Here is an 18420-nt window from a genome sequence, read left to right as displayed (position 1 = left end):
GCAAAGGTTCTGGATATCGTTTATTAAGGGAAACGCGGGAATTTCTTGAAGTCAGGGGAGCGTTTTTCCTTGAACGCGTCACGGCCTTCCTTCGCTTCATCCGTTGTATAGTAGAGCAATGTTGCGTCTCCGCCCATTTGCTGCAAACCAGCAAGTCCATCCGTATCTGCGTTTAATGAAGCCTTCAGGAAGCGCAATGCTGTAGGAGACATGGCCAGCATCTCTTCACACCATTTGACTGTTTCCGCTTCAAGCTGATCCAATGGAACGACTGTGTTGACCAAGCCCATTTCCAATGCTTCCTGTGCATTGTATTGGCGGCATAGGAACCAGATTTCGCGAGCTTTCTTCTGGCCGATATTGCGCGCAAGAAGACCGGCACCATATCCAGCGTCGAAGCTTCCTACGCGAGGTCCGGTTTGACCGAAGATTGCGTTATCTGCAGCAATCGTCAAGTCACAGACTACATGAAGCACATGTCCGCCGCCGATTGCGTAACCGGAAACTTCGGCAACGACCGGTTTCGGGATGACACGGATCAGACGCTGCAAATCAAGGACATTCAAGCGAGGGATTTGATCATCCCCAACATAGCCGCCATGACCGCGAACTTTCTGGTCACCGCCGGAACAGAATGCTTTATCGCCCACACCGGCAAGTACGATGACGCCGATATTAGAGTCGTCACGAGCGTATGTAAACGCATCGATCAGTTCATTCACCGTCTGCGGGCGGAATGCATTGCGCACCTCCGGACGGTTGATCGAAATCTTTGCGATCTGATTGTATTCTTCGTACAAAATATCTTCGTACGTACGGGTGGATTCCCATTTGATTGTCATTATGATTCCTCCAATATATCCGCTTCGACATGAAGCAAGTATCTCCTTACTATTTTATCAAAGATCCGCGGTTGTTCAACATGGACGCAATGACCAGCCGATGCAACGATATGCAAAGCCGCTGCCGGCAGCTGTCTTTCCATGTCCTGATTGATACCGACGAATTTATGATCCAATGCTCCAGCGACAAGTACCACTGGCTTATCCAATTGGGCAAGTTTGTCCCAATTGGAGGTTTGCTTGCCTGTCCCCATCGTTCGGAGGGATGCAGCCAAACCGCTTGCTTGCTGGGACAGCCGTTCTTTCCGGATTTGCTTCCGCATCGGCTCCGGCAAGCTTTTCTGTGTCTCGAACAACCGGATATCCTCCCAGAAATCCACAAACTTCTCAAGTCCATCCTCCTCCAGCCGACTGGCCAGGCGCTCATCCTGCTGCTGCCTTGCCAATCTTTCTTCCGCGGTCCGCAAACCGGGGGAGGAGCTTTCCAACAGAAGCCCGCTCAGCTTATCCGGATAACGGCAGGCAAAGGCAAGTGCCGCCCTGCCTCCCATTGAATAACCGAGCAGCTTGACTTTTGCAATACCTTGCAAATCAAGAAAAGCAGCAATCTCATCGGTGAAGCGCTCCATACTCAAGTCATCCTCGATGGGCGTTTTACCATGGCCCGGCATATCCACCGCTATCACATGATGTTCCCCAGCCCACGAATCCAAGAATGGCATCCATGTCTGATGCGTGCCAGTGAAGCCGTGGAATAACAAGAGTGCCTCATCTTGTGCACTTCCGCGTTCAACGTAATGGAAATCAAGCATGGCAGTCCTCCAGGTAGTTCAAAAGCTTTTGTTCGGCTTCCTGCCATTTCTCGCGGTGCCAGCTGACATTGGCCTCCCGTTCGGTACGCACTTCGATGATATGCATGCCTTTTTTATTGTAGCTTTCCTGTAAAGCATCGGCAAAGGCTGACCGATCAGCCGCCAGTGTATATGGCAGCTGATAGAGACCTGCCGCATGGGCGAAGTCCAAGTCAGTCGGTGTGCCGAATAGCGTCTCGAAATGAGCAGCTTCCTGCGCCTGCGGCAGGAAGGAGAAAATGCCTCCGCCGTTGTTATTGATGACGACAACGGTCAAGTCAAGGCCGTAATTCCGCCCTGCCATCAGCCCATTCATATCATGATAGAAAGAAAGGTCCCCGATCACGAGAGTGGTGCGTTTACCATTTGCCGCAACACCCAATGCTGTGGAAACAACCCCATCGATCCCATTTGTCCCGCGGTTGCACCATGGCTGGATGTGCTTGTCCGTGGTGAAGAAAAAGCTATCCAAATCACGGATAGGCATGCTATTCCCAACAAACACATTACTATCATCAGGAGTTTGCTTGAGAATGTCCTGTACGGCTATCCCCTCTGTCAGCTCCATCTTTTCTGTGTCATCAGTCAGCACCTGCCGCGCGATGCGGTTCATTTCCTGCCATTTGACAAGCCACGTTTCATGCTTGGGACCAGGCAGCTCTGCCAATGCTTCGCAAAGTTTCACAGGATCGCTGTATACGAACTGTGTATTCATCCCAACAGGCTCACGGTAACCGGCATGTTTCTCGACAACGATATGGTTGCTGCCCTTATATTCCTTCATCAGGAATAAGTACGGCTTGGATACTGGCATCGCACCGAATCGGATGATGAAATCCGGCTGCAGCTTCGCACGTACGGAAGCTGATTTGAGGATTGTATCATATGTTTCGATGATGACATCCTTGGCATGTGCCCCGCTTCTCAATTGCGATAATGGATCCGCCAGTACTGGGAGCTGCCATTTCTCCGCTAATGGAATGACTGCATCAGCAAGTGCCGCATCCTCTTGAGGGCCGACTACGATCAAGCCCCTTCGACCAGCCATGAGCATTTCCGCAAGATGCTGTACATCCACCTCATCTAAGCGGGACGTACCATATAATGATGGCTTGGCTGCCACTTCTCCAGTGGACCATATGTCTTCCACTGTAAAATCAGGGGTAAGCGGCTCACGGAACGGAAAATTCAGATGCACCGGTCCTGGATTCCCCTCCATCGCCTGCTGCATTGCCCTGCCTGCTTGCTGCTGTACATATCGCAGCGCAGCCGGATTAGCTTCCGGCAGCATCATCTCATGGAACCACTTGACGAAACCGCCGTACATTTGAATCTGATTGATTGCCTGCGGCGCGCCTACATCGCGTAATTCATGCGGTCTGTCCGCGGTCAATAAAATCAAGGGAATACGACTATGAAAAGCTTCAACGACCGCAGGCATGTAATTGGCTGCCGCGGTTCCGGACGTACAGACGAGCGCCACCGGCTTTTGGCTTTCCTTCGCCAGTCCAAGTGCAAAAAATGCTGCAGAACGCTCGTCCAGATTCACCCAGTGTTTCATATGGGGGTGCTCCGTCATCAAAAGGGCAAGCGGAGTGGAACGCGATCCCGGTGAAATGACGACCTGCTCCACACCGCTGCGCCAAAGGGCATCCACAAAATGCCCGACATATTTGGTCAATGTTTCAATATGGCTCATTCTGACACCTCCAAAGCTTCCAGCATCGGACGGAACTTAATAGCAGTTTCCTCGAATTCCATCTCCGGATCGGAATCCTTCACGACACCGCAGCCCGCAAATAAAACAGCCTGCTTCTCATTCAGTAATCCCGAACGGATGGCAACGGCAGTATCCCCATTGCGATAGCTGTCCATCCAGCCGATCGGTGCACCGTACCAGCCTCGCTCGAGCGGTTCTTTCCCTTCGATGAAATCAAGCGCTTCCCGCTTAGGAAGGCCCCCCAAAGCGGGAGTCGGATGCAGTTCCTGGACGATCTGCTGCAAGGATGCCCCCGGAAGGAGCCTGGCAGAAACAGGTGTATGCAAGTGCTGGAGCTGTCTGAGCTTCAATAACTCCGGCCCGGTAGGAAGGCGCAAATCTTTCGCATATTTACTTATCACACCAGAAATCATCTTCACGACGTATTGATGCTCTTCGCGATTCTTGCTATCGTTCAGCAAAGCTTCCCCTATCAGCTGATCTTCCGACTCGTCTTTGCCTCTTGGCGCAGTTCCGGCAACACAGCTAGTATGCAATGTGCCGGACTGGACCCGCACAAGACGTTCAGGGGTGGCTCCCAGGAAGCAAGCTGCGCCATTTTCCACTGCAAAAATGAAACTATCCTTTTGTGTTTCCAGCAAATTACGGAGCACATGAGATGCCTGGACTTTCTCATTGAATTCCAATTTCATCCCGCGTGCCAGCACGACTTTATCCAGTTCAGTCGATTTTATTGTGTCCGTTGCTTCTTTTACTAACCGCTTCCAAGCTTCCGGTTCCAGCAGCTCTTTGCTGACAAGCTCTTTTCGGACAGCTGGAATGGCATCTTCTGCAAACAGCTGCTCCAATTGATCAAGGATAGCCGTTATTCGGCTCTCTATAGTCGAACCATCTACCAGCTGGTTGATGGTTAGATAATAATCCGTCTTCGTTTTGGTCAAAGTAAAAGCAGGTATACGATATTGCGCATCCGGGAAATCCTGCCACAATTCGCGCTTTCGCTCTTTTTGAAAGTTGATTCCGCTGAAAGCGACCGGACCTGTCCCTGCTTCCGAAGAAAGATTGTGAACTACTGCACTTTCCATGGCATGCTCCCATTCATCGGCTGCGCGCATATCCATCACTGTCGGGCCGGCACCAACCAAGCAGAAGTCATCTTTTTGGCTGTGCCAGAAATTACGATGCCCCTCCAAAGAAGCGGCATTGGCAAAGAAACGGAGAGGATCTATCGCTCCGACTTTCTCAGTCCAGCTGACCAGTATTTGCTGCTGCCGCTTCTCGGCAGCTTTACGAAGAAAAGATTCGAAATCTATCTTATATTGTTGAATCATGTTTTCCGACCTCCACATTACGGCAAGGACAATTTAAGTACGTATACGTTCATTTTGGATGTCCTTCCCTATTCTATTCCCTTTTTCGCCGATTAACAAGGAGGAGCACTTATTAACTTATTTTAAGTAAGTAATAACATTGACAGGCTATCTTTGTTTCCCTAAAATTAATATGATATAATGCCCTGCATTTTTAAGGAGAGAAAGTATTATGCAATCGATCGGAAACGATAATGTGCGACAAGCACTTAATGAGCGCGAAGGCTTCCAAATCTGGTGGCGTCTGATGCGTCCTCATACATTGACTGCTTCGTTCGTTCCTGTCTTCATCGGAACGGCGCTCGCTGCATTGGATGGCAAAATCGACTGGCTGCTTTTTGGAGCCATGCTGCTTGCCTGCATCCTGATCCAGTGTGCGACGAATATGTTCAATGAATATTATGATTTTGTCCGCGGACTTGATGATGAGCAGTCTGTCGGAATCGGCGGTACAATCGTACGGGATGGAATCAAGCCGAAAACCGTCCTGGCACTTGCGTTGACATTTTATGCCATCAGCATGCTGCTGGGTGTTTATATCTGCATGGAGTCCAGCTGGTATATCGCATTGATCGGTCTCGCATGCATGCTTTGCGGATACCTATACACAGGCGGTCCTTATCCGATTTCCTATACACCATTCGGCGAATTGACATCCGGTGTTTTCATGGGTGCCATCATCATCTGTATTACGTACTATATCCAGACGGATACACTTACCGGCAGTGTCGTATTGATCAGCATACCGGTCACCATCTTTATTGCATGCATCAACTTTGCCAATAATTTACGTGATCACGATGGGGATAAAGCAAATGGCAGACGGACTGTACCAGTCTTGCTCGGCCGCAAAAAAGGCGTTACCTTCCTTGGTATCTGGTTCATCATCAGTTATTTGATCACTGCGGTATTCATCGCAGTGGGACTGCTTCCGATTTGGGCTGTCATTACATTGTTAAGTATCAAGAAAGCCCGCGATGCTTACCGAGGCTTCATCGGAAAGACAAAACCGCTTGAGATGATGCCTGCAATGAAGGCTACAGGACAAACAAATACGATTTATGGTCTTTTGCTCGTGATCGCTTTGCTGATCCAGCAGTTCGTACCATTTTCATTCTGAGCGGAGAGCGGGCACACAGCCCGCTCTTTTATATAGGTTTAATACAATCCAGTACGGGAAATACATTACATACAGAAAGCAGGTAACTATCATGGACTTCTCAAACACTTTAATGGAGCAGCTGCAAATGCGGGTGGTGAAGGCAAACAAAGATCAAGTTGTCATGGAAATGCCAGTAGGGCCGCATAATCGACAGCCTATGGGTTTTTTGCACGGAGGTGCCACTGTTGCATTGGCTGAAACAGCAGCAAGCATCGGCGGCAATCTGCATGCAGACCCAGCCACACAGGCCGTGTTCGGTCTGGAGATCAATGCAAACCACATGCATAGTGTCCGATCCGGAATCGTGACCGCTGTTGCAGCACCGATCCATATCGGAAAATCGACCATGGTATGGCAAATCAGCATTTCGGATGAGAACAAAAACCTGCTCTCTATCGCACGCTGTACCCTGGCAGTGAAAACGAAACGGCAGTAAAAGGAGATGAGTTAAATGGATAAAGATAAATTGGCGTCTTTCCGCAGACAATTACTTGCAATGAAGGAAGAAGCAGAAGAACAGATCAAAGGGAACGATAGCTATGATGCTGCCAAAGAATTCCCCACTGACTCCATCGGCGAAATGTCGACCGTTGTCAATCACCCTGGCGATCTCGGGACGGAGATGCATGATCGCGAGACAGCACAAACGCTCAAAGAATCAGCGCGGGAGCGTTTACGTGACATCGAGGATGCACTGGATCGCATCGAGGAAGGCACTTATGGGTTGAGCGAAAAATCCGGCAAGCCCATCCCTGAGGAACGGCTGGAGGCGGAGCCGACGGCCCGGCTGCTCGTGGAGGAACAGGAAGAAATAGAAGAAAGAAGGCCATAAGAAAAAGGCACCCTCGCAGGGTGCCTTTGTTAATTGCGGCGTGTAAAGCCGTGCGGCCACATCCACACGTGTCAAAGACGTGCTTTACCGACTTATGCAATTCAGCTCATCGCTTGGTTATTGTAGCACGGACTGCCGGTCTTTGCAATAACTGTTTTACATCATGGTAAAAGCTCCCCCTCTTTGGGGGAGCTTTTAGGCTGCTGCTGTTCGTTTGCGCTTGGCGAACCAAGGCTTCAATTTCGCGAATAGCGGAACAAAGACAATCGCTATGACAATGCCTTTCACAAGGTTGAAAGGAAGGATGCCAGCAATGACCGCTGCCCACTTCGCATCGGCACTCATGACCGGAGAGCCCAAGAAAATGCTATATAGCGGCAGGACAACAAAATAATTCAGCACACTCATCCCGACTGCCATGGCAACAGTACCGGTAGCCAATCCGGAGATGAGTGTTTTTTTGCCTGCCCTGAATTTATGATAGAAGTATGCAACCGGCATGACGAATAGCATGCCTGCCAGGAAGTTGGCTGCGACACCTACCGGATCCCCGGCTCCTGTGAAAATAAGATACAATAAGTTCTTGATTGCTTCGACAGCTACACCTGCCAGCGGTGAAAACAGCAAGGCCGCTATCAATACCGGTATTTCACTGAAGTCGATCTTCAAATAAGCCGGCAGAATCGGAAGCGGGAAATTAAGCAGCATAAGTACCATGCTGATCGCTCCCAATAAAGCAAAAGTGATTGTTTTAGTCAACTTGGATGAACGCATGATCGTTCTCCTCCTTCATCTTGTTTATCGATTCTAACTCTTGATGAAGGGGAAGCAGCTTATTTACGTCAAAAAGCCCCGGAGCATGGCGCTCAGGGGCTTGGCATATACGCAAATAAGCAAGAAGACGTTTCTCACATGGAAACAAGGATGGCCAGTACGGCATCCGTCTTCTGCTTCGTATCTTCTCCCATCCAGACTTTCACTGTCGGTCCCGGAATTGCACCGGATCAGCCGCAGAACAATCGTCCTGCGGGTCACGGACTTCAGCAGCTCCCGCTGCTGTCACCGTCGGTCGGGAATTGCACCCTGCCCCGAAGATAGAATCGATTTAGTTTGTCATTATATTATACCTGCTTTCCATACATTTGCAACCCTTATGCTCACAGGTCCAATGGATTCAGGCTTTCTTCACCAGATAGGTTTGTCAGGAATTTTACCAAGAGATCGATTTCCTGCTGGATGACCTGCAGGCTGACTGTTTCTACCGGGGAATGCATATAGCGAAGCGGCAAGGAGACAAGCGCCGTCGATACACCCCTGCCCGAATAACGCATCTTATCTGCGTCCGTGCCAGTGATGCGCGGCGTCAATTCGTATTGCAGCTGAATGCCGAGCTCTTTCGCTGCTTGCTCCAGCAGGAGATTCGCCTTGCGATTGATCGGAGCTCCCTTGGCCAATACAGGACCTCCATCCAAGCTGACTTCGACTACCTTCCGACGGTTCACTCCTGGATGGTCGGTAGCGAACGTCACATCACAGGCAATCGCCAAATCCGGCTGAATACCGGCTGCAGCGAAGTATGCACCCCCCATATTCGTTTCTTCATTCACGGTACTGGCTGCATATACACCGACATCCAGCTTCTCTTCCTTAAGCCGGCGGATGACTTCCCCGACAATGAAAGAACCAGTACGGTTATCCAGTCCCCGTCCTGTCAAATAACGATCCATCAATACAGACGGCTGACGCTGATACACGATCAAATCCCCGACCTGCACATATTGCTCGATTTCCTGCTTGGATTTGGCACCGCAATCTATATATAGATCCGGCAGCTCGAAATCGCCCTTCATTCCTCCAAGATGCATCGCATTCACGCCGACGACACCCGGTATCGTCTTACCATATCCAAGCACCTGTACAGTCATACCAAGTGCTGCTTTTGCATTAAAACGTCCCATTTCGTCAATACGGAGGAAGCCATTTTCATCGATTCCCGTTACCACCATCGCGATTTCATCACAATGCCCGGCAAGCAGCACTTTGAATTTCGCTTCCGGATTGATGACTGCGATAGCATTGCCTGACGCATCTGTTCGCATTTCATCCGCAAATGGTGCATATTCTTTGATCCATTTTTTCTGTATTTCCATCTCAAAGCTGGACGGTGAAGCTGTCCGCAGCAGCTCCATCAAAAAATCCTGATTATCTAGTTGCATATCCATTCCGCCTTTTTATGTAGTCTTATTACACTGTAGCATAAACAGAAGCTTATTTGTTTAGTTTGGACGATTGGTCGGGTAAACTAAACATCAGAAAGGATGAAACAAATGACGACATTGAATGAATGGTTTGATAAAGGGATCCATATCGATGCATATCTGGACTCCATGCAAACACATAAAGAAAATACAATGCATATTTACGATCACTATGAGCTTCCAGCTGATACGGAATTCTTCAGCACACTCCGTTCCCAAAAGCTTCGTGCCATCGTGCTGACAGAAGATTGGTGCGGAGATGCCATGCTGAATCTGCCGATCTTTTATCATATCGCTCAGGCAGGCGCAATCGATGTCCGCATCCTCCGACGCGATGAAAACCTCGAACTGATGGACCGATACTTGACGAATGGCAAAAGCCGTTCCATTCCGATCATCATCTTCATCAATCAAAATGGTGATGAAGTGGCAAAATGGGGTCCGCGTGCTCCCGAGCTCCAAGTATATATCGATGAATCATTCAACAGCCTGCCTGATAAGGATGCTCCTGAATATGAGGAAAAACGTGATCAAATGCTCACCTTCATCACAAAATCCTATCGGGACAATCATGATTTCTGGCAGTGCGTATATGCAAGCATGAAAAGAGGACTTGAGGAAGCATAAAAACATCCAATCTGGATGTTTTTTGCTTTTTACCAAAGGTATATGCTATTTGATCAACCTGCGCTCCATCTCTTCCAACAATGACTTGCTTGGTCCATTTTGAAGCAGACGATAATAAAAACCCAGCTGGCATAATTGACTTGCCCGCAAAGAAATGCCTTCTTTATCACCCTCATAATGAAGAAGCACTTGCTCCATGAACGTATCACCCACCTGGGAAATCCCAGCAAAATCAATAGCTGGGTCGCCGATATGCGCATCCGTGAAATCTATGATGCCGATTTTCCCGCTCGTTTGCTCCCATAAAATATGTGCCGCTCTTAAGTCTCCATGTACCGCTGCTCTTCGTTCGGTCTGCAGGACCGAAAATAATCTCTCCGTATAATTAGTGAGACGAGCCGGCATGCTCGGATAAAAACGTCTTATTTTTTCAAGCAGCAGTCCATAATAGGCTTTATCCCGTTCCGGTAATCCATGGCCGGAAGCATCGATATGATGAAGCTTGGTGAGAAAAGTACCCAATTGGATGGCAGCCTTTTTCAAGTCTGCAGGCGGAAGATCCCTCGAAATCGGACAGCCGGGAATATATCGATAAAGCATCACCTCTTTACCATCCGGAGCTGTACGGATTTGAAATGCGGGCAGCCTGATGTCAGCCTGTAGCTGTAATTCCGATAATAGCTTCTGCTCCGCCAATTTTAATACCCTTTTCCCTTTCGGTATCCGCAGCACCCAGCTATCATTCAGCACATGCACTTCATGATCCCAGCCTGTATCAATGACTTCCCATTCGTTGATCGGCTCCTGGATGAATGCTTCCAGCCATGCCAACGCAGTCAGATCCTTCATCTGCCTCCCCCTTTCCGTTTAAATCAGCTGAATATACATATACTAACAAAAAAAGAGGAGGGATAGGTTGGTCACCCAGTTTTTGCGACGCTTCTATTTTCGTCTGCCGATTTTCATTCGTCTCTTCTCCACCGTGCTTACCGTCATGCTGGTTTTTGGGATCTGTATGCATTATATCGAACCGAAGCAATTCCCCACTTATTTTGACGGCATTTGGTGGGCTTTCGTGACAGCATCCACTGTCGGCTACGGTGATATCATTCCGGAAACGTTACATGGTAAGATCCTTGCAATTATCCTTATCCTCTCAGGAGCAGGTCTGTTCACTTTTTATTTGGCCACCATCGCGGCAGGCACCGTAAAATATACCCAGGATCTCTCCAAAGGGCTGACCGAATTCAAAGGATCCAATCATATCATCATTGTTGGCTGGAATGAACGGGCCCGGACACTGCTTCGGCGGCTGACCGAAAAACATCCGGAACAGCCAGTCGTCTTGATCGATCAGACATTGACCCAGCTGCCCTACAGGGAGCATCCGCTGCACTTCATCCGCGGCGATGCTTCAGAGGATAAGACGCTTCAAAAAGCAAAGATCCAGCAAGCGACCACCGCCATCATCACAGCAAACTCGGGTAAAAACGAAAAACAAATCGATTACATGACAATCTTGACCACCATCGCTCTGCGCGGGAATAATCCTCATCTTCATATCGTGGCAGAAGTGCTGACTCATAATCAAAAAGAGAATCTCCGCCGTGCCGGAGCGGATGTCGTGATCAGGACGAACGATTTCGTCAGTACCTTGTTTTTCCATGAAGTGTATCATAAAGAAAAGAGAAGTCATCTGGAGCTGCTGATGCATTTCCTGAAAGAACAGGAAATCCGTGTCATCCCTTTGCCAAGTGAATTAGTCGGTAAAAGTTACTTTGAAGCAAGCCGTCATTTCGCCCGCAAAGACAAGACAACCATCGGATATATGCGAGGGGAAAACATGGATATGAGCCCGGATTTCCAAGAGCCGATGCACAGGGAAGACTGCATCATCACCCTGCAGCATATCGAATGAAAAATCCCTTCTGCCATGATGGCAAGAAGGGATTCATACGTTGTTTATAATCTTTTCTCCAAGGCTGCTTTTTCTTCCTCGTAGCCAGGCTTGCCAAGAAGCGCGAACATATTTTTCTTATATGCTTCCACTCCCGGCTGATCAAACGGATTCACACCAAGCAAGTATCCGCTGATCGCACAAGCCTTTTCGAAGAAGTACACAAGATAGCCGAAGCTGAATGGATCAAGCGCCGGGACTTCCACGACCAGGTTCGGGACATTTCCGTCCGTATGCGCAAGCAATGTTCCCTGGAACGCTTTGTGATTCACTTGATCGACTGTCTGTCCTGCAAGATAGTTCAGTCCATCCAGATCCTCTTCCTCGGCTTCGATCGTCACATCGGATACAGGCTGTTTGACATGCACGACTGTTTCGAACAGGTCGCGGCGTCCTTCCTGGACATATTGACCAAGGGAATGCAAATCTGTCGAGAAGTTGGCGGATGCCGGGAACAATCCTTTCAGGTCCTTCCCTTCACTCTCTCCGAACAACTGCTTCCACCATTCACTGAAATACTGCAGGGATGGCTCATAGTTCACGAGAAGCTCGATATTTTTACCTTTGTTATACAAAACATTCCGGACTGCTGCGTATTGATATGCTGGGTTTTCCTTCAGATCGGCTACAGCCAGTTCTTCCTGCGCCTTTTGCGCACCAGCCATGATGCTGTCGATGTCGACGCCAGCTGCCGCTATCGGCAATAATCCCACTGCTGTCAGGACAGAGAAACGGCCGCCCACATCATCAGGAATGACGAACGATTCGTAGCCTTCTTTGGAAGAGAGTGTTTTCAATGCCCCTCTTGCTTTATCCGTCGTCGCATAAATCCGTTTGCGTGCTTCTTCTGCCCCGTACTTTTCTTCCAGGTACTTTTTGAATATACGGAAGGCAATTGCCGGTTCCGTCGTCGTACCACTCTTGGAAATAACATTCACACTGACATCCTTGCCTTTGATTGCATCCATCAGCTGATTCAAATACGGCGCACTGATGCTATTGCCGACAAAGAAGACTTGGGGTGCTTTGCGGTCTTCCTTGGATAGCACGTTGAAAAAGCTGTGTGTCAAGGCTTCGATCGCCGCACGGGCACCAAGATAGGAACCGCCGATTCCGACAACGAGCAGGACATCCGAATCAGATTGAATCTTCTCTGCTGCCTGCTTGATACGGGCAAATTCATCTTTGTCGTAATCCGTCGGCAAATCTAGCCAGCCCAGGAAATCATTACCCGCACCTGTTTTATTATGTAATTGTTCATGCGCAGCCTGGACGAGCGGTGCCAGGTAATCCAGCTCCTGCTCCCCGATATATGGCATCGCTTTCTTAAAATCGAATCCGATGTGTGTCATATTCATCCTCCTTGAAACTGCTTACTACTGCAACTTTACCGAAACTGGACAAGTAAAGCAAGAATTGTTGCAGGAATAAAATCATCCAACAAACGCATGCTAAGAAAGATTTATCATCCCGCTTCATGAAATGGAGGTTATGCAGTTGAATTTAGTACAGCGTATCGCTCTTGTCCTAGTCATCATCGGTGCGATCAACTGGGGACTAGTCGGTTTATTCAACTACGACTTGGTTGCAGGTATCTTCGGAAACGGCAGTCAAGCCGCTGCTTTGCCGCGGATCATCTACAGCCTTGTCGGCTTGGCCGGTCTAGTGTCGATTTCCGCTCTTTTCCTGGAGCGTAAAGAAGTCGAAGAAGCGACAACAACCAAGGCATAAACGGATAAATCAAAAAAGACCCCCTGATGCAGGGGGTTTTTCCATTATTTGCGGTTGCCTTCTGTTTGCTTGATCCAGTCCTGCAGTTTATCTTTCAATGTGTTGAAGCCTGCCGGTGCATCTTCGGACACAGCTTGTTTCGGACTGTTTTGCGTTTTGGCAGGAGCCTCTTCCGTCGCACGGATAGAAAGAGAATACTTGCCGTTTTCTTCGTTGATATCAAGGATTTTGACTTTTACTTCATCGCCTACGGATAGGTGTTCATTGATATCTTTGACGAAACCATGCGTCACTTCGGAAATGTGAACCAAGCCTTGCACTTGCTCATCCAAAGCGACGAACGCGCCATAAGGCTGGATTCCTGTTACTTTTCCTGTCAATACTTGTCCTGTTTCAAACTTCTCTGCCATACTAAACAACTCCTGATTTTTTCTACTTTTATTCGCAATAAACAATTCTAACACAGTAAGTTGGATTCGGCAAAAAATTATAAAATAATGATTTTTTCTCCAGAATAGGTTTGCATCCTAAGTATTTTGGCAATACATGATACTGTAAGACTTTCTCGTATTCCCCCTGTAGGCAAAGCGATACACATCGCTTTGCCCTTTTTTTGCATATAAAGGGGAAAACGGCCGAAACTAAAGCTAATTGCAGGCAAAGGGGCAACGCCGGATGTCTTACTCGAACCACACCTTCCATCATGATGAAATAGCTATTGATTACCGTCTTTATCCATCCCGCAACGATCATACCTCGAGTACGATCCTTCTGCTGCATGGTTTCTTGGCTTCGGGATACTGTTTCCATCGCATGATCCCAAAGCTGCGCAAGCGATACCATGTGCTGACAATGGATTTCCCGCCTTTCGGCAATAGCGGCAAAAGTGCCAAAACGGCATTTTCTTATGAATACTATACTCGTCTTGCCGTCTCTCTTCTGGATCATTTGCATATCAAAAAACTGGATGTCGCCGGTCATTCCATGGGCGGTCAAATCGCGATGCGGCTTGCATTTGCATATCCTCACCGCATTAATAAATTATTCCTGTTTGCCCCCTCAAGCTATATGCTGCCAACCGATGCATTCAGCAGCCTGCTGGCCTCATCCAGTATGTTTCCTGCCATGATGCGGCTTATATTCGAAGCAAGCAGTGTCGTTGGATTCCTGCGCCATCTCGTTGCCGATCCCGATAAGGTCACACTGCGCATGGTAGTGGCATACAGCATTCCATTCATGGCAAAAGAGCTTTATCCTGCCCTGGCTGCCTTCATCCGGACAAGGGGAGGCGATCTGCCAAATGACAGCTTGCAGCAGATACAAGCAGAGACAATGATTTTCTGGGGGAATCGGGATCCATTGCTTCCGCCCTCCATCGGCTATCGCCTGGTTGCCGAGCTTCCCAATGCCACGCTTCATGTCCTTCCCGATGCTGGTCATCTCCTTCCGGAGGAGACACCTGAAACATTGGTCTCGTATATGGGATGAACAAGCCTTTCGCTTTTCGAAGCAATTATTTATATAATGGGAGAAAGAAATAATGGAAGGAATGGGACCATGCATAATTTCGAAATAGTTCATGACCGTCGGAATACCCGATCTGTAAAATGGGACAACCTGAAGGCTTTATATGGAGGGGAAGATGTGCTGCCGATGTGGGTTGCGGATATGGATTTCCAATCGCCGCAAGCTGTGGTGGATGCCTTGAAAAACAGGGCTGAACATGGCATATATGGCTATACAATCACGGATGCGAGCATCTCCAGAATCGTTTCCAGCTGGATCGAAAAACGACATGGCTGGCGCATAAAACCAAGCTGGCTCCTGTATAGCCCCGGAGTTGTGACCAGTCTGCATATGGCAATTCAGACATTCACCGAACCTGGAGATCAAGTCGTCATCCAAACACCTGTTTATGCTCCTTTCTATAATGTTGTCAAAGTACATGATCGCAAACTTGTGGAAAATCCATTAATCGCCGAGGGCAATACATACCGAATGGATTTCGAACAGTTGGAAGCCTGTTTCCGGGCAGGAGCAAAGGCGATGATCCTATGCAATCCGCATAATCCAGTCGGTCGTGTCTGGACAAAAGAGGAGCTGGGGCAGCTGGCAGAGCTATGCGGGACCTATGATGTGCTGCTGCTGTCGGATGAGATCCATGCTGATCTGATCCATGAAGGATATCGGCACATTCCGATCGCCTCTTTATCCGAAGACATGGCTAAACGGACGATCACCTTCCTATCGCCATCGAAAACATTCAATTTAGCAGGATTGCAAGTATCCTATGCAATCATTGAACAGGAAGAAAAGCGCAAGCAGCTGCAAGGGACATTCTCCAAGCAAGGGTTCCATATGCTGAATACGATGGCGGTTGCTGCAATGGAAGCTGCTTATACAGACGGTGAACAATGGCTGGATGGTCTGCTTGATATATTGGCAGTCAATAAAAAGCTGGCGGAAGAAGCATTGGCGGATAATCCGCTGATCCAGCTTGCACCGCTGGAAGGCACATATCTGATGTGGCTTGATTGCCGCAATATGAATCTGGAACAAAAAGAATTGATGGATTTCTTTGCTAAAAAGGCCAAGCTGGGATTCAATGACGGCGTTCAATTCGGCGAAGCCGGAACTGGTTTTGTCCGGATGAATATCGCTTGTCCGCCAGCAACGATGCGCGACGCCCTCACGCGGCTGAAGAATAGCCTGCAGGAATTCGAGGCAGCAAGATGAGCACAGTGGAAATCGGCAGTGTTGTGAAAGCACGATACAAAACCGGCGTCTATGTCGGTAAGATCAAGGAAGAACGCGGCAAGTTCTATTTAGTGGAAGTACTGGCTGTCCTGAAACATCCGCAGCAAGGCGACCTGCACAATCCGAAGGAAACGGAGGGTGTCTTCTTCCATGAAAGACGGGCGCTTGCCCACCATGAAAAAGCGAATATACCGAAGACGGCAGTGTCGGCATTCACGGATGACATCCCAGACTATCCCGCCTCTTTGCAGGCAGCATTGAAGGAGCTGAAGGACGATTTGAATGATCAGCCCGATTCCGCCTATCGTGAGCTTGTACTCTCAAATATAGACTCGCTGGAACAAGATTACTTCAAATGAACGAAAAAGGCAGGAGCTCAGCTCCTGCCTTTTATCAATTTCCTCAAGCTCCCTGGACCCAGAGATTTTTCAGCTCAAATGGTTTTCCAAAACTTCCTCGATAGCCTCCAGCGCAGCTTCCTCATCATTGCCATCTGCGGTGATGACCACTTGTGCCCCTTGAGGGACACCCAGCGACATCACCCCCATGATCGATTTCAAATTAACCTTCTTCTCTTTGTATGAAAGTTCAATTTCAGAATTGAACTGGCCGGCTTTATTGACGAGTAAGGTTGCCGGGCGCGCATGGATGCCCGTTTCGCTTGTGATTGTGAAAGTCTTTTCTTGCATGTTGATTCCCTCCAAAGCTTATGTACATCTAAGTTAAATGTGAATGTTATAACATCATTCATTATAGGAGATAAGAAAGCGGTTTTAAATGGATACGCCACTTTTTTAAGTTTAAAAACCGCTCCATGGCATAAGTTTGAGTTTATCTCATTTTTGTGGTAATTTTGACACATCTAGCAAAAAGGAGTGCTGTCATGAGTGTACATATTAATGCCGAAGCCGGCCAGATTGCGGACAAAATCCTGCTTCCTGGTGATCCGCTGCGCGCAAAATACATCGCTGAAACATTTTTGGAAGATGCAAAGCTTTATAACGAAGTAAGAGGAATGTATGGCTATACTGGTACATACAAAGGAGAAAGAATCTCCGTTCAAGGTACGGGTATGGGCGTCCCTTCCATCAGCATCTATGTAAATGAATTGATTCAGAGCTACGGTGTGAAAAAACTGATCCGTGTCGGTACTGCCGGCGCTATCCAAAAAGACGTAAATGTTCGTGATGTCATCCTAGCATCCACCTCCAGCTCCGATTCCCAAATCAACCGTCAGGAATTCGGCACAGTCGATTTTGCACCTACAGCTGACTTTGATTTGCTGCTGAAAGCATATCAGGCTGGACAAGCAAAAGGCTTGAATATCCGTGTCGGTAACGTCTTTACAAGCGATCGCTTTTACCGGGACAATACGTTGGAATTCTACGGGAAATTGGCAGATTATAACGTTTTGGCTGTTGAAATGGAGACAACCGCACTTTATACACTTGCAGCGAAGCATGATTGTCAGGCTCTGTCCGTCCTTACCGTCAGCGATCACATCCTGACAGGTGAAGAAACAACGGCCGAAGAGCGTCAGACTACATTCAGCGACATGATGGAAATCGCATTGGATGCAGCAATCCAGGCATAGAAGAAGGGCTTCTATGCCTTTTCTTCACCCAAATTGTAAACCCTAATAAAAATTAGGTTGACAATTAAACACTCCTCGTTTACTATTTCTGCAAGGAGTTGATGATTCATGAATCGTACTGGAAAATTGACGGCAAGTGCAATGTTTGTCGGCTTGATGACCGTCGGTGCAAATATTTCGGTCTGGCTGCCTTTTCTTGCTGTGCCGATCGGCGGACAAACAGTGCCGTTGTCCATGCAGCCATTCTTCGCATTATTGGCTGGTTTGCTGTTAGGCTATAAATGGGGATCCTACAGCATGATTTGTTATGTATTGCTTGGTTTGACTGGGCTGCCGATTTTCGCGGATCTCTCGGGCGGTTTTGCTGTCTTTGCCGGGCCTACTGGCGGTTTCTTGCTGTCTTTCATTCCTATTGCTTTCATTGCTGGATTCATCATGGAAAAAGCTAACTTTCGATTTCGTGTTTTTGTTGCGGTGATCGCTGGCGTGCTGGTGAATTATCTTATCGGGGTCACCTATATGTATGGCGCCATGCAGCTTTGGATGGGCGTGGATATAAGTTATTCGGCAGCCTGGATCAGCATGATTCCATTCCTGATCAAGGATTTCAGCCTCTCCATACTTGCAGCACTGTTTTACCCGAGATTGGCCCATGCTTTCGGGAAAGGTAAAGTAACATATAATACTTCGTTTAAATGACATTTCTCAGGGAAATTTAG

General features: G+C 48.2%; 21 protein-coding genes and 1 riboswitch. Of the genes, 11 read left to right on the top strand and 10 right to left on the bottom strand.

Annotated elements, in window-relative coordinates; translation table 11 throughout:
• Window positions 1-23: 23 nt before the first annotated feature.
• Genes menB through CHH53_RS09935 form a run of 4 tightly spaced genes read right to left on the bottom strand, consistent with a single transcriptional unit; the run spans window position 24 to window position 4744 of the window.
• Entirely contained in the window at window positions 24-842 is an 819-nt protein-coding gene (menB, locus tag CHH53_RS09950) for a 1,4-dihydroxy-2-naphthoyl-CoA synthase (protein WP_095215966.1), read from the bottom strand.
• Entirely contained in the window at window positions 842-1654 is an 813-nt protein-coding gene (gene menH / locus CHH53_RS09945; protein ID WP_095215965.1) for a 2-succinyl-6-hydroxy-2,4-cyclohexadiene-1-carboxylate synthase, read from the bottom strand. Before menH ends, menB begins: the two co-directional genes overlap by 1 nt.
• Window positions 1647-3392, bottom strand: a complete 1746-nt coding sequence (menD, locus tag CHH53_RS09940) for a 2-succinyl-5-enolpyruvyl-6-hydroxy-3-cyclohexene-1-carboxylic-acid synthase (protein WP_095215964.1) — start codon at window positions 3390-3392, stop codon at window positions 1647-1649. Before menD ends, menH begins: the two co-directional genes overlap by 8 nt.
• The gene (locus CHH53_RS09935; RefSeq protein ID WP_158221532.1) at window positions 3389-4744 is read right to left on the bottom strand and encodes an isochorismate synthase; all 1356 of its coding nucleotides are present in this window, start codon (window positions 4742-4744) and stop codon (window positions 3389-3391) included. The genes menD and CHH53_RS09935 overlap by 4 nt, the downstream gene beginning before the upstream one ends.
• 211 nt (window positions 4745-4955) lie before the next feature.
• Between CHH53_RS09935 and CHH53_RS09930 the strand changes: the two genes are divergently transcribed.
• The 3 genes from CHH53_RS09930 (at window position 4956) to CHH53_RS09920 (ending at window position 6777) form a co-directional block, all read left to right on the top strand.
• Window positions 4956-5903 (top strand): 1,4-dihydroxy-2-naphthoate polyprenyltransferase, encoded by a 948-nt coding sequence (locus CHH53_RS09930; RefSeq protein WP_095215962.1) that lies wholly within the window; start codon window positions 4956-4958, stop codon window positions 5901-5903.
• Between the two features lie 91 nt (window positions 5904-5994).
• Window positions 5995-6381 (top strand): PaaI family thioesterase, encoded by a 387-nt coding sequence (locus CHH53_RS09925; protein WP_095215961.1) that lies wholly within the window; start codon window positions 5995-5997, stop codon window positions 6379-6381.
• Window positions 6382-6396: 15 nt separating this feature from the next.
• Window positions 6397-6777, top strand: coding sequence for a TraR/DksA C4-type zinc finger protein (locus CHH53_RS09920; RefSeq protein WP_095215960.1), 381 nt, complete (start codon window positions 6397-6399; stop codon window positions 6775-6777).
• 195 nt (window positions 6778-6972) lie between these two features.
• On the opposite strand, the gene CHH53_RS09915 is transcribed toward CHH53_RS09920, so the two are convergent.
• Both CHH53_RS09915 and CHH53_RS09910 read right to left on the bottom strand, forming a co-directional pair.
• On the bottom strand, window positions 6973-7551 hold the full coding sequence (locus CHH53_RS09915; RefSeq protein ID WP_095215959.1) for an ECF transporter S component: 579 nt from the start codon (window positions 7549-7551) through the stop codon (window positions 6973-6975).
• Window positions 7552-7729: 178 nt separating this feature from the next.
• Window positions 7730-7877, bottom strand: a riboswitch (FMN riboswitch).
• 57 nt (window positions 7878-7934) lie between these two features.
• Entirely contained in the window at window positions 7935-8993 is a 1059-nt protein-coding gene (locus CHH53_RS09910; RefSeq protein ID WP_095215958.1) for a M20/M25/M40 family metallo-hydrolase, read from the bottom strand.
• 111 nt (window positions 8994-9104) lie between these two features.
• On the opposite strand from CHH53_RS09910, the gene CHH53_RS09905 reads away from it, so the two are divergent.
• Window positions 9105-9662 (top strand): thioredoxin family protein, encoded by a 558-nt coding sequence (locus CHH53_RS09905; RefSeq protein ID WP_095215957.1) that lies wholly within the window; start codon window positions 9105-9107, stop codon window positions 9660-9662.
• Between the two features lie 45 nt (window positions 9663-9707).
• On the opposite strand, the gene CHH53_RS09900 is transcribed toward CHH53_RS09905, so the two are convergent.
• Entirely contained in the window at window positions 9708-10511 is an 804-nt protein-coding gene (locus tag CHH53_RS09900) for a phosphotransferase family protein (RefSeq protein ID WP_095215956.1), read from the bottom strand.
• Between the two features lie 67 nt (window positions 10512-10578).
• Here CHH53_RS09900 and CHH53_RS09895 point away from each other — a divergent pair, with 67 nt between their 5' ends.
• Complete coding sequence (locus tag CHH53_RS09895) at window positions 10579-11580, top strand: potassium channel family protein (RefSeq protein WP_095215955.1); 1002 nt, start codon at window positions 10579-10581, stop codon at window positions 11578-11580.
• Window positions 11581-11624: 44 nt separating this feature from the next.
• Here the strand turns inward: CHH53_RS09895 and CHH53_RS09890 are convergent, their stop codons facing one another.
• On the bottom strand, window positions 11625-12971 hold the full coding sequence (locus CHH53_RS09890; protein WP_095215954.1) for a glucose-6-phosphate isomerase: 1347 nt from the start codon (window positions 12969-12971) through the stop codon (window positions 11625-11627).
• A gap of 145 nt (window positions 12972-13116) precedes the next feature.
• Here CHH53_RS09890 and CHH53_RS09885 point away from each other — a divergent pair, with 145 nt between their 5' ends.
• Window positions 13117-13350, top strand: coding sequence for a DUF378 domain-containing protein (locus tag CHH53_RS09885; RefSeq protein WP_095215953.1), 234 nt, complete (start codon window positions 13117-13119; stop codon window positions 13348-13350).
• 44 nt (window positions 13351-13394) lie between these two features.
• Here CHH53_RS09885 and yugI read toward each other — a convergent pair whose 3' ends face one another.
• Window positions 13395-13760, bottom strand: coding sequence for a S1 domain-containing post-transcriptional regulator GSP13 (yugI, locus tag CHH53_RS09880; protein WP_095215952.1), 366 nt, complete (start codon window positions 13758-13760; stop codon window positions 13395-13397).
• A 265-nt stretch (window positions 13761-14025) separates the two neighbouring features.
• Here yugI and CHH53_RS09875 point away from each other — a divergent pair, with 265 nt between their 5' ends.
• The 3 genes from CHH53_RS09875 to kapB all read left to right on the top strand — a co-directional run bounded on the left by CHH53_RS09875 (window position 14026) and on the right by kapB (window position 16466).
• Window positions 14026-14838 carry an alpha/beta fold hydrolase gene (locus CHH53_RS09875; RefSeq protein ID WP_095215951.1) on the top strand — a complete coding sequence of 271 codons (813 nt, stop codon included), beginning with the start codon at window positions 14026-14028 and terminating at the stop codon, window positions 14836-14838.
• A gap of 69 nt (window positions 14839-14907) precedes the next feature.
• Window positions 14908-16086 (top strand): MalY/PatB family protein, encoded by a 1179-nt coding sequence (locus tag CHH53_RS09870; protein ID WP_095215950.1) that lies wholly within the window; start codon window positions 14908-14910, stop codon window positions 16084-16086.
• On the top strand, window positions 16083-16466 hold the full coding sequence (gene kapB / locus CHH53_RS09865; RefSeq protein ID WP_095215949.1) for a kinase-associated lipoprotein KapB: 384 nt from the start codon (window positions 16083-16085) through the stop codon (window positions 16464-16466). The genes CHH53_RS09870 and kapB overlap by 4 nt, the downstream gene beginning before the upstream one ends.
• Window positions 16467-16535: 69 nt before the next feature.
• On the opposite strand, the gene CHH53_RS09860 is transcribed toward kapB, so the two are convergent.
• Complete coding sequence (locus CHH53_RS09860; protein WP_095215948.1) at window positions 16536-16796, bottom strand: phosphocarrier protein HPr; 261 nt, start codon at window positions 16794-16796, stop codon at window positions 16536-16538.
• Between the two features lie 194 nt (window positions 16797-16990).
• Here CHH53_RS09860 and deoD point away from each other — a divergent pair, with 194 nt between their 5' ends.
• Window positions 16991-17701: a purine-nucleoside phosphorylase gene (gene deoD, locus CHH53_RS09855; RefSeq protein ID WP_095215947.1), complete on the top strand. Its 711-nt coding sequence runs from the start codon at window positions 16991-16993 to the stop codon at window positions 17699-17701.
• A 108-nt stretch (window positions 17702-17809) separates the two neighbouring features.
• On the top strand, window positions 17810-18400 hold the full coding sequence (locus tag CHH53_RS09850; protein ID WP_095215946.1) for a biotin transporter BioY: 591 nt from the start codon (window positions 17810-17812) through the stop codon (window positions 18398-18400).
• Window positions 18401-18420: the final 20 nt, after the last annotated feature.

Origin of the sequence: Terribacillus sp. 7520-G, from assembly GCF_002271665.1 — a bacterium.
In the GTDB taxonomy this organism is placed as follows: Bacteria; Bacillota; Bacilli; order Bacillales; family Amphibacillaceae; genus Terribacillus.
This window is presented reverse-complemented; position numbering and strand designations above follow the sequence as displayed.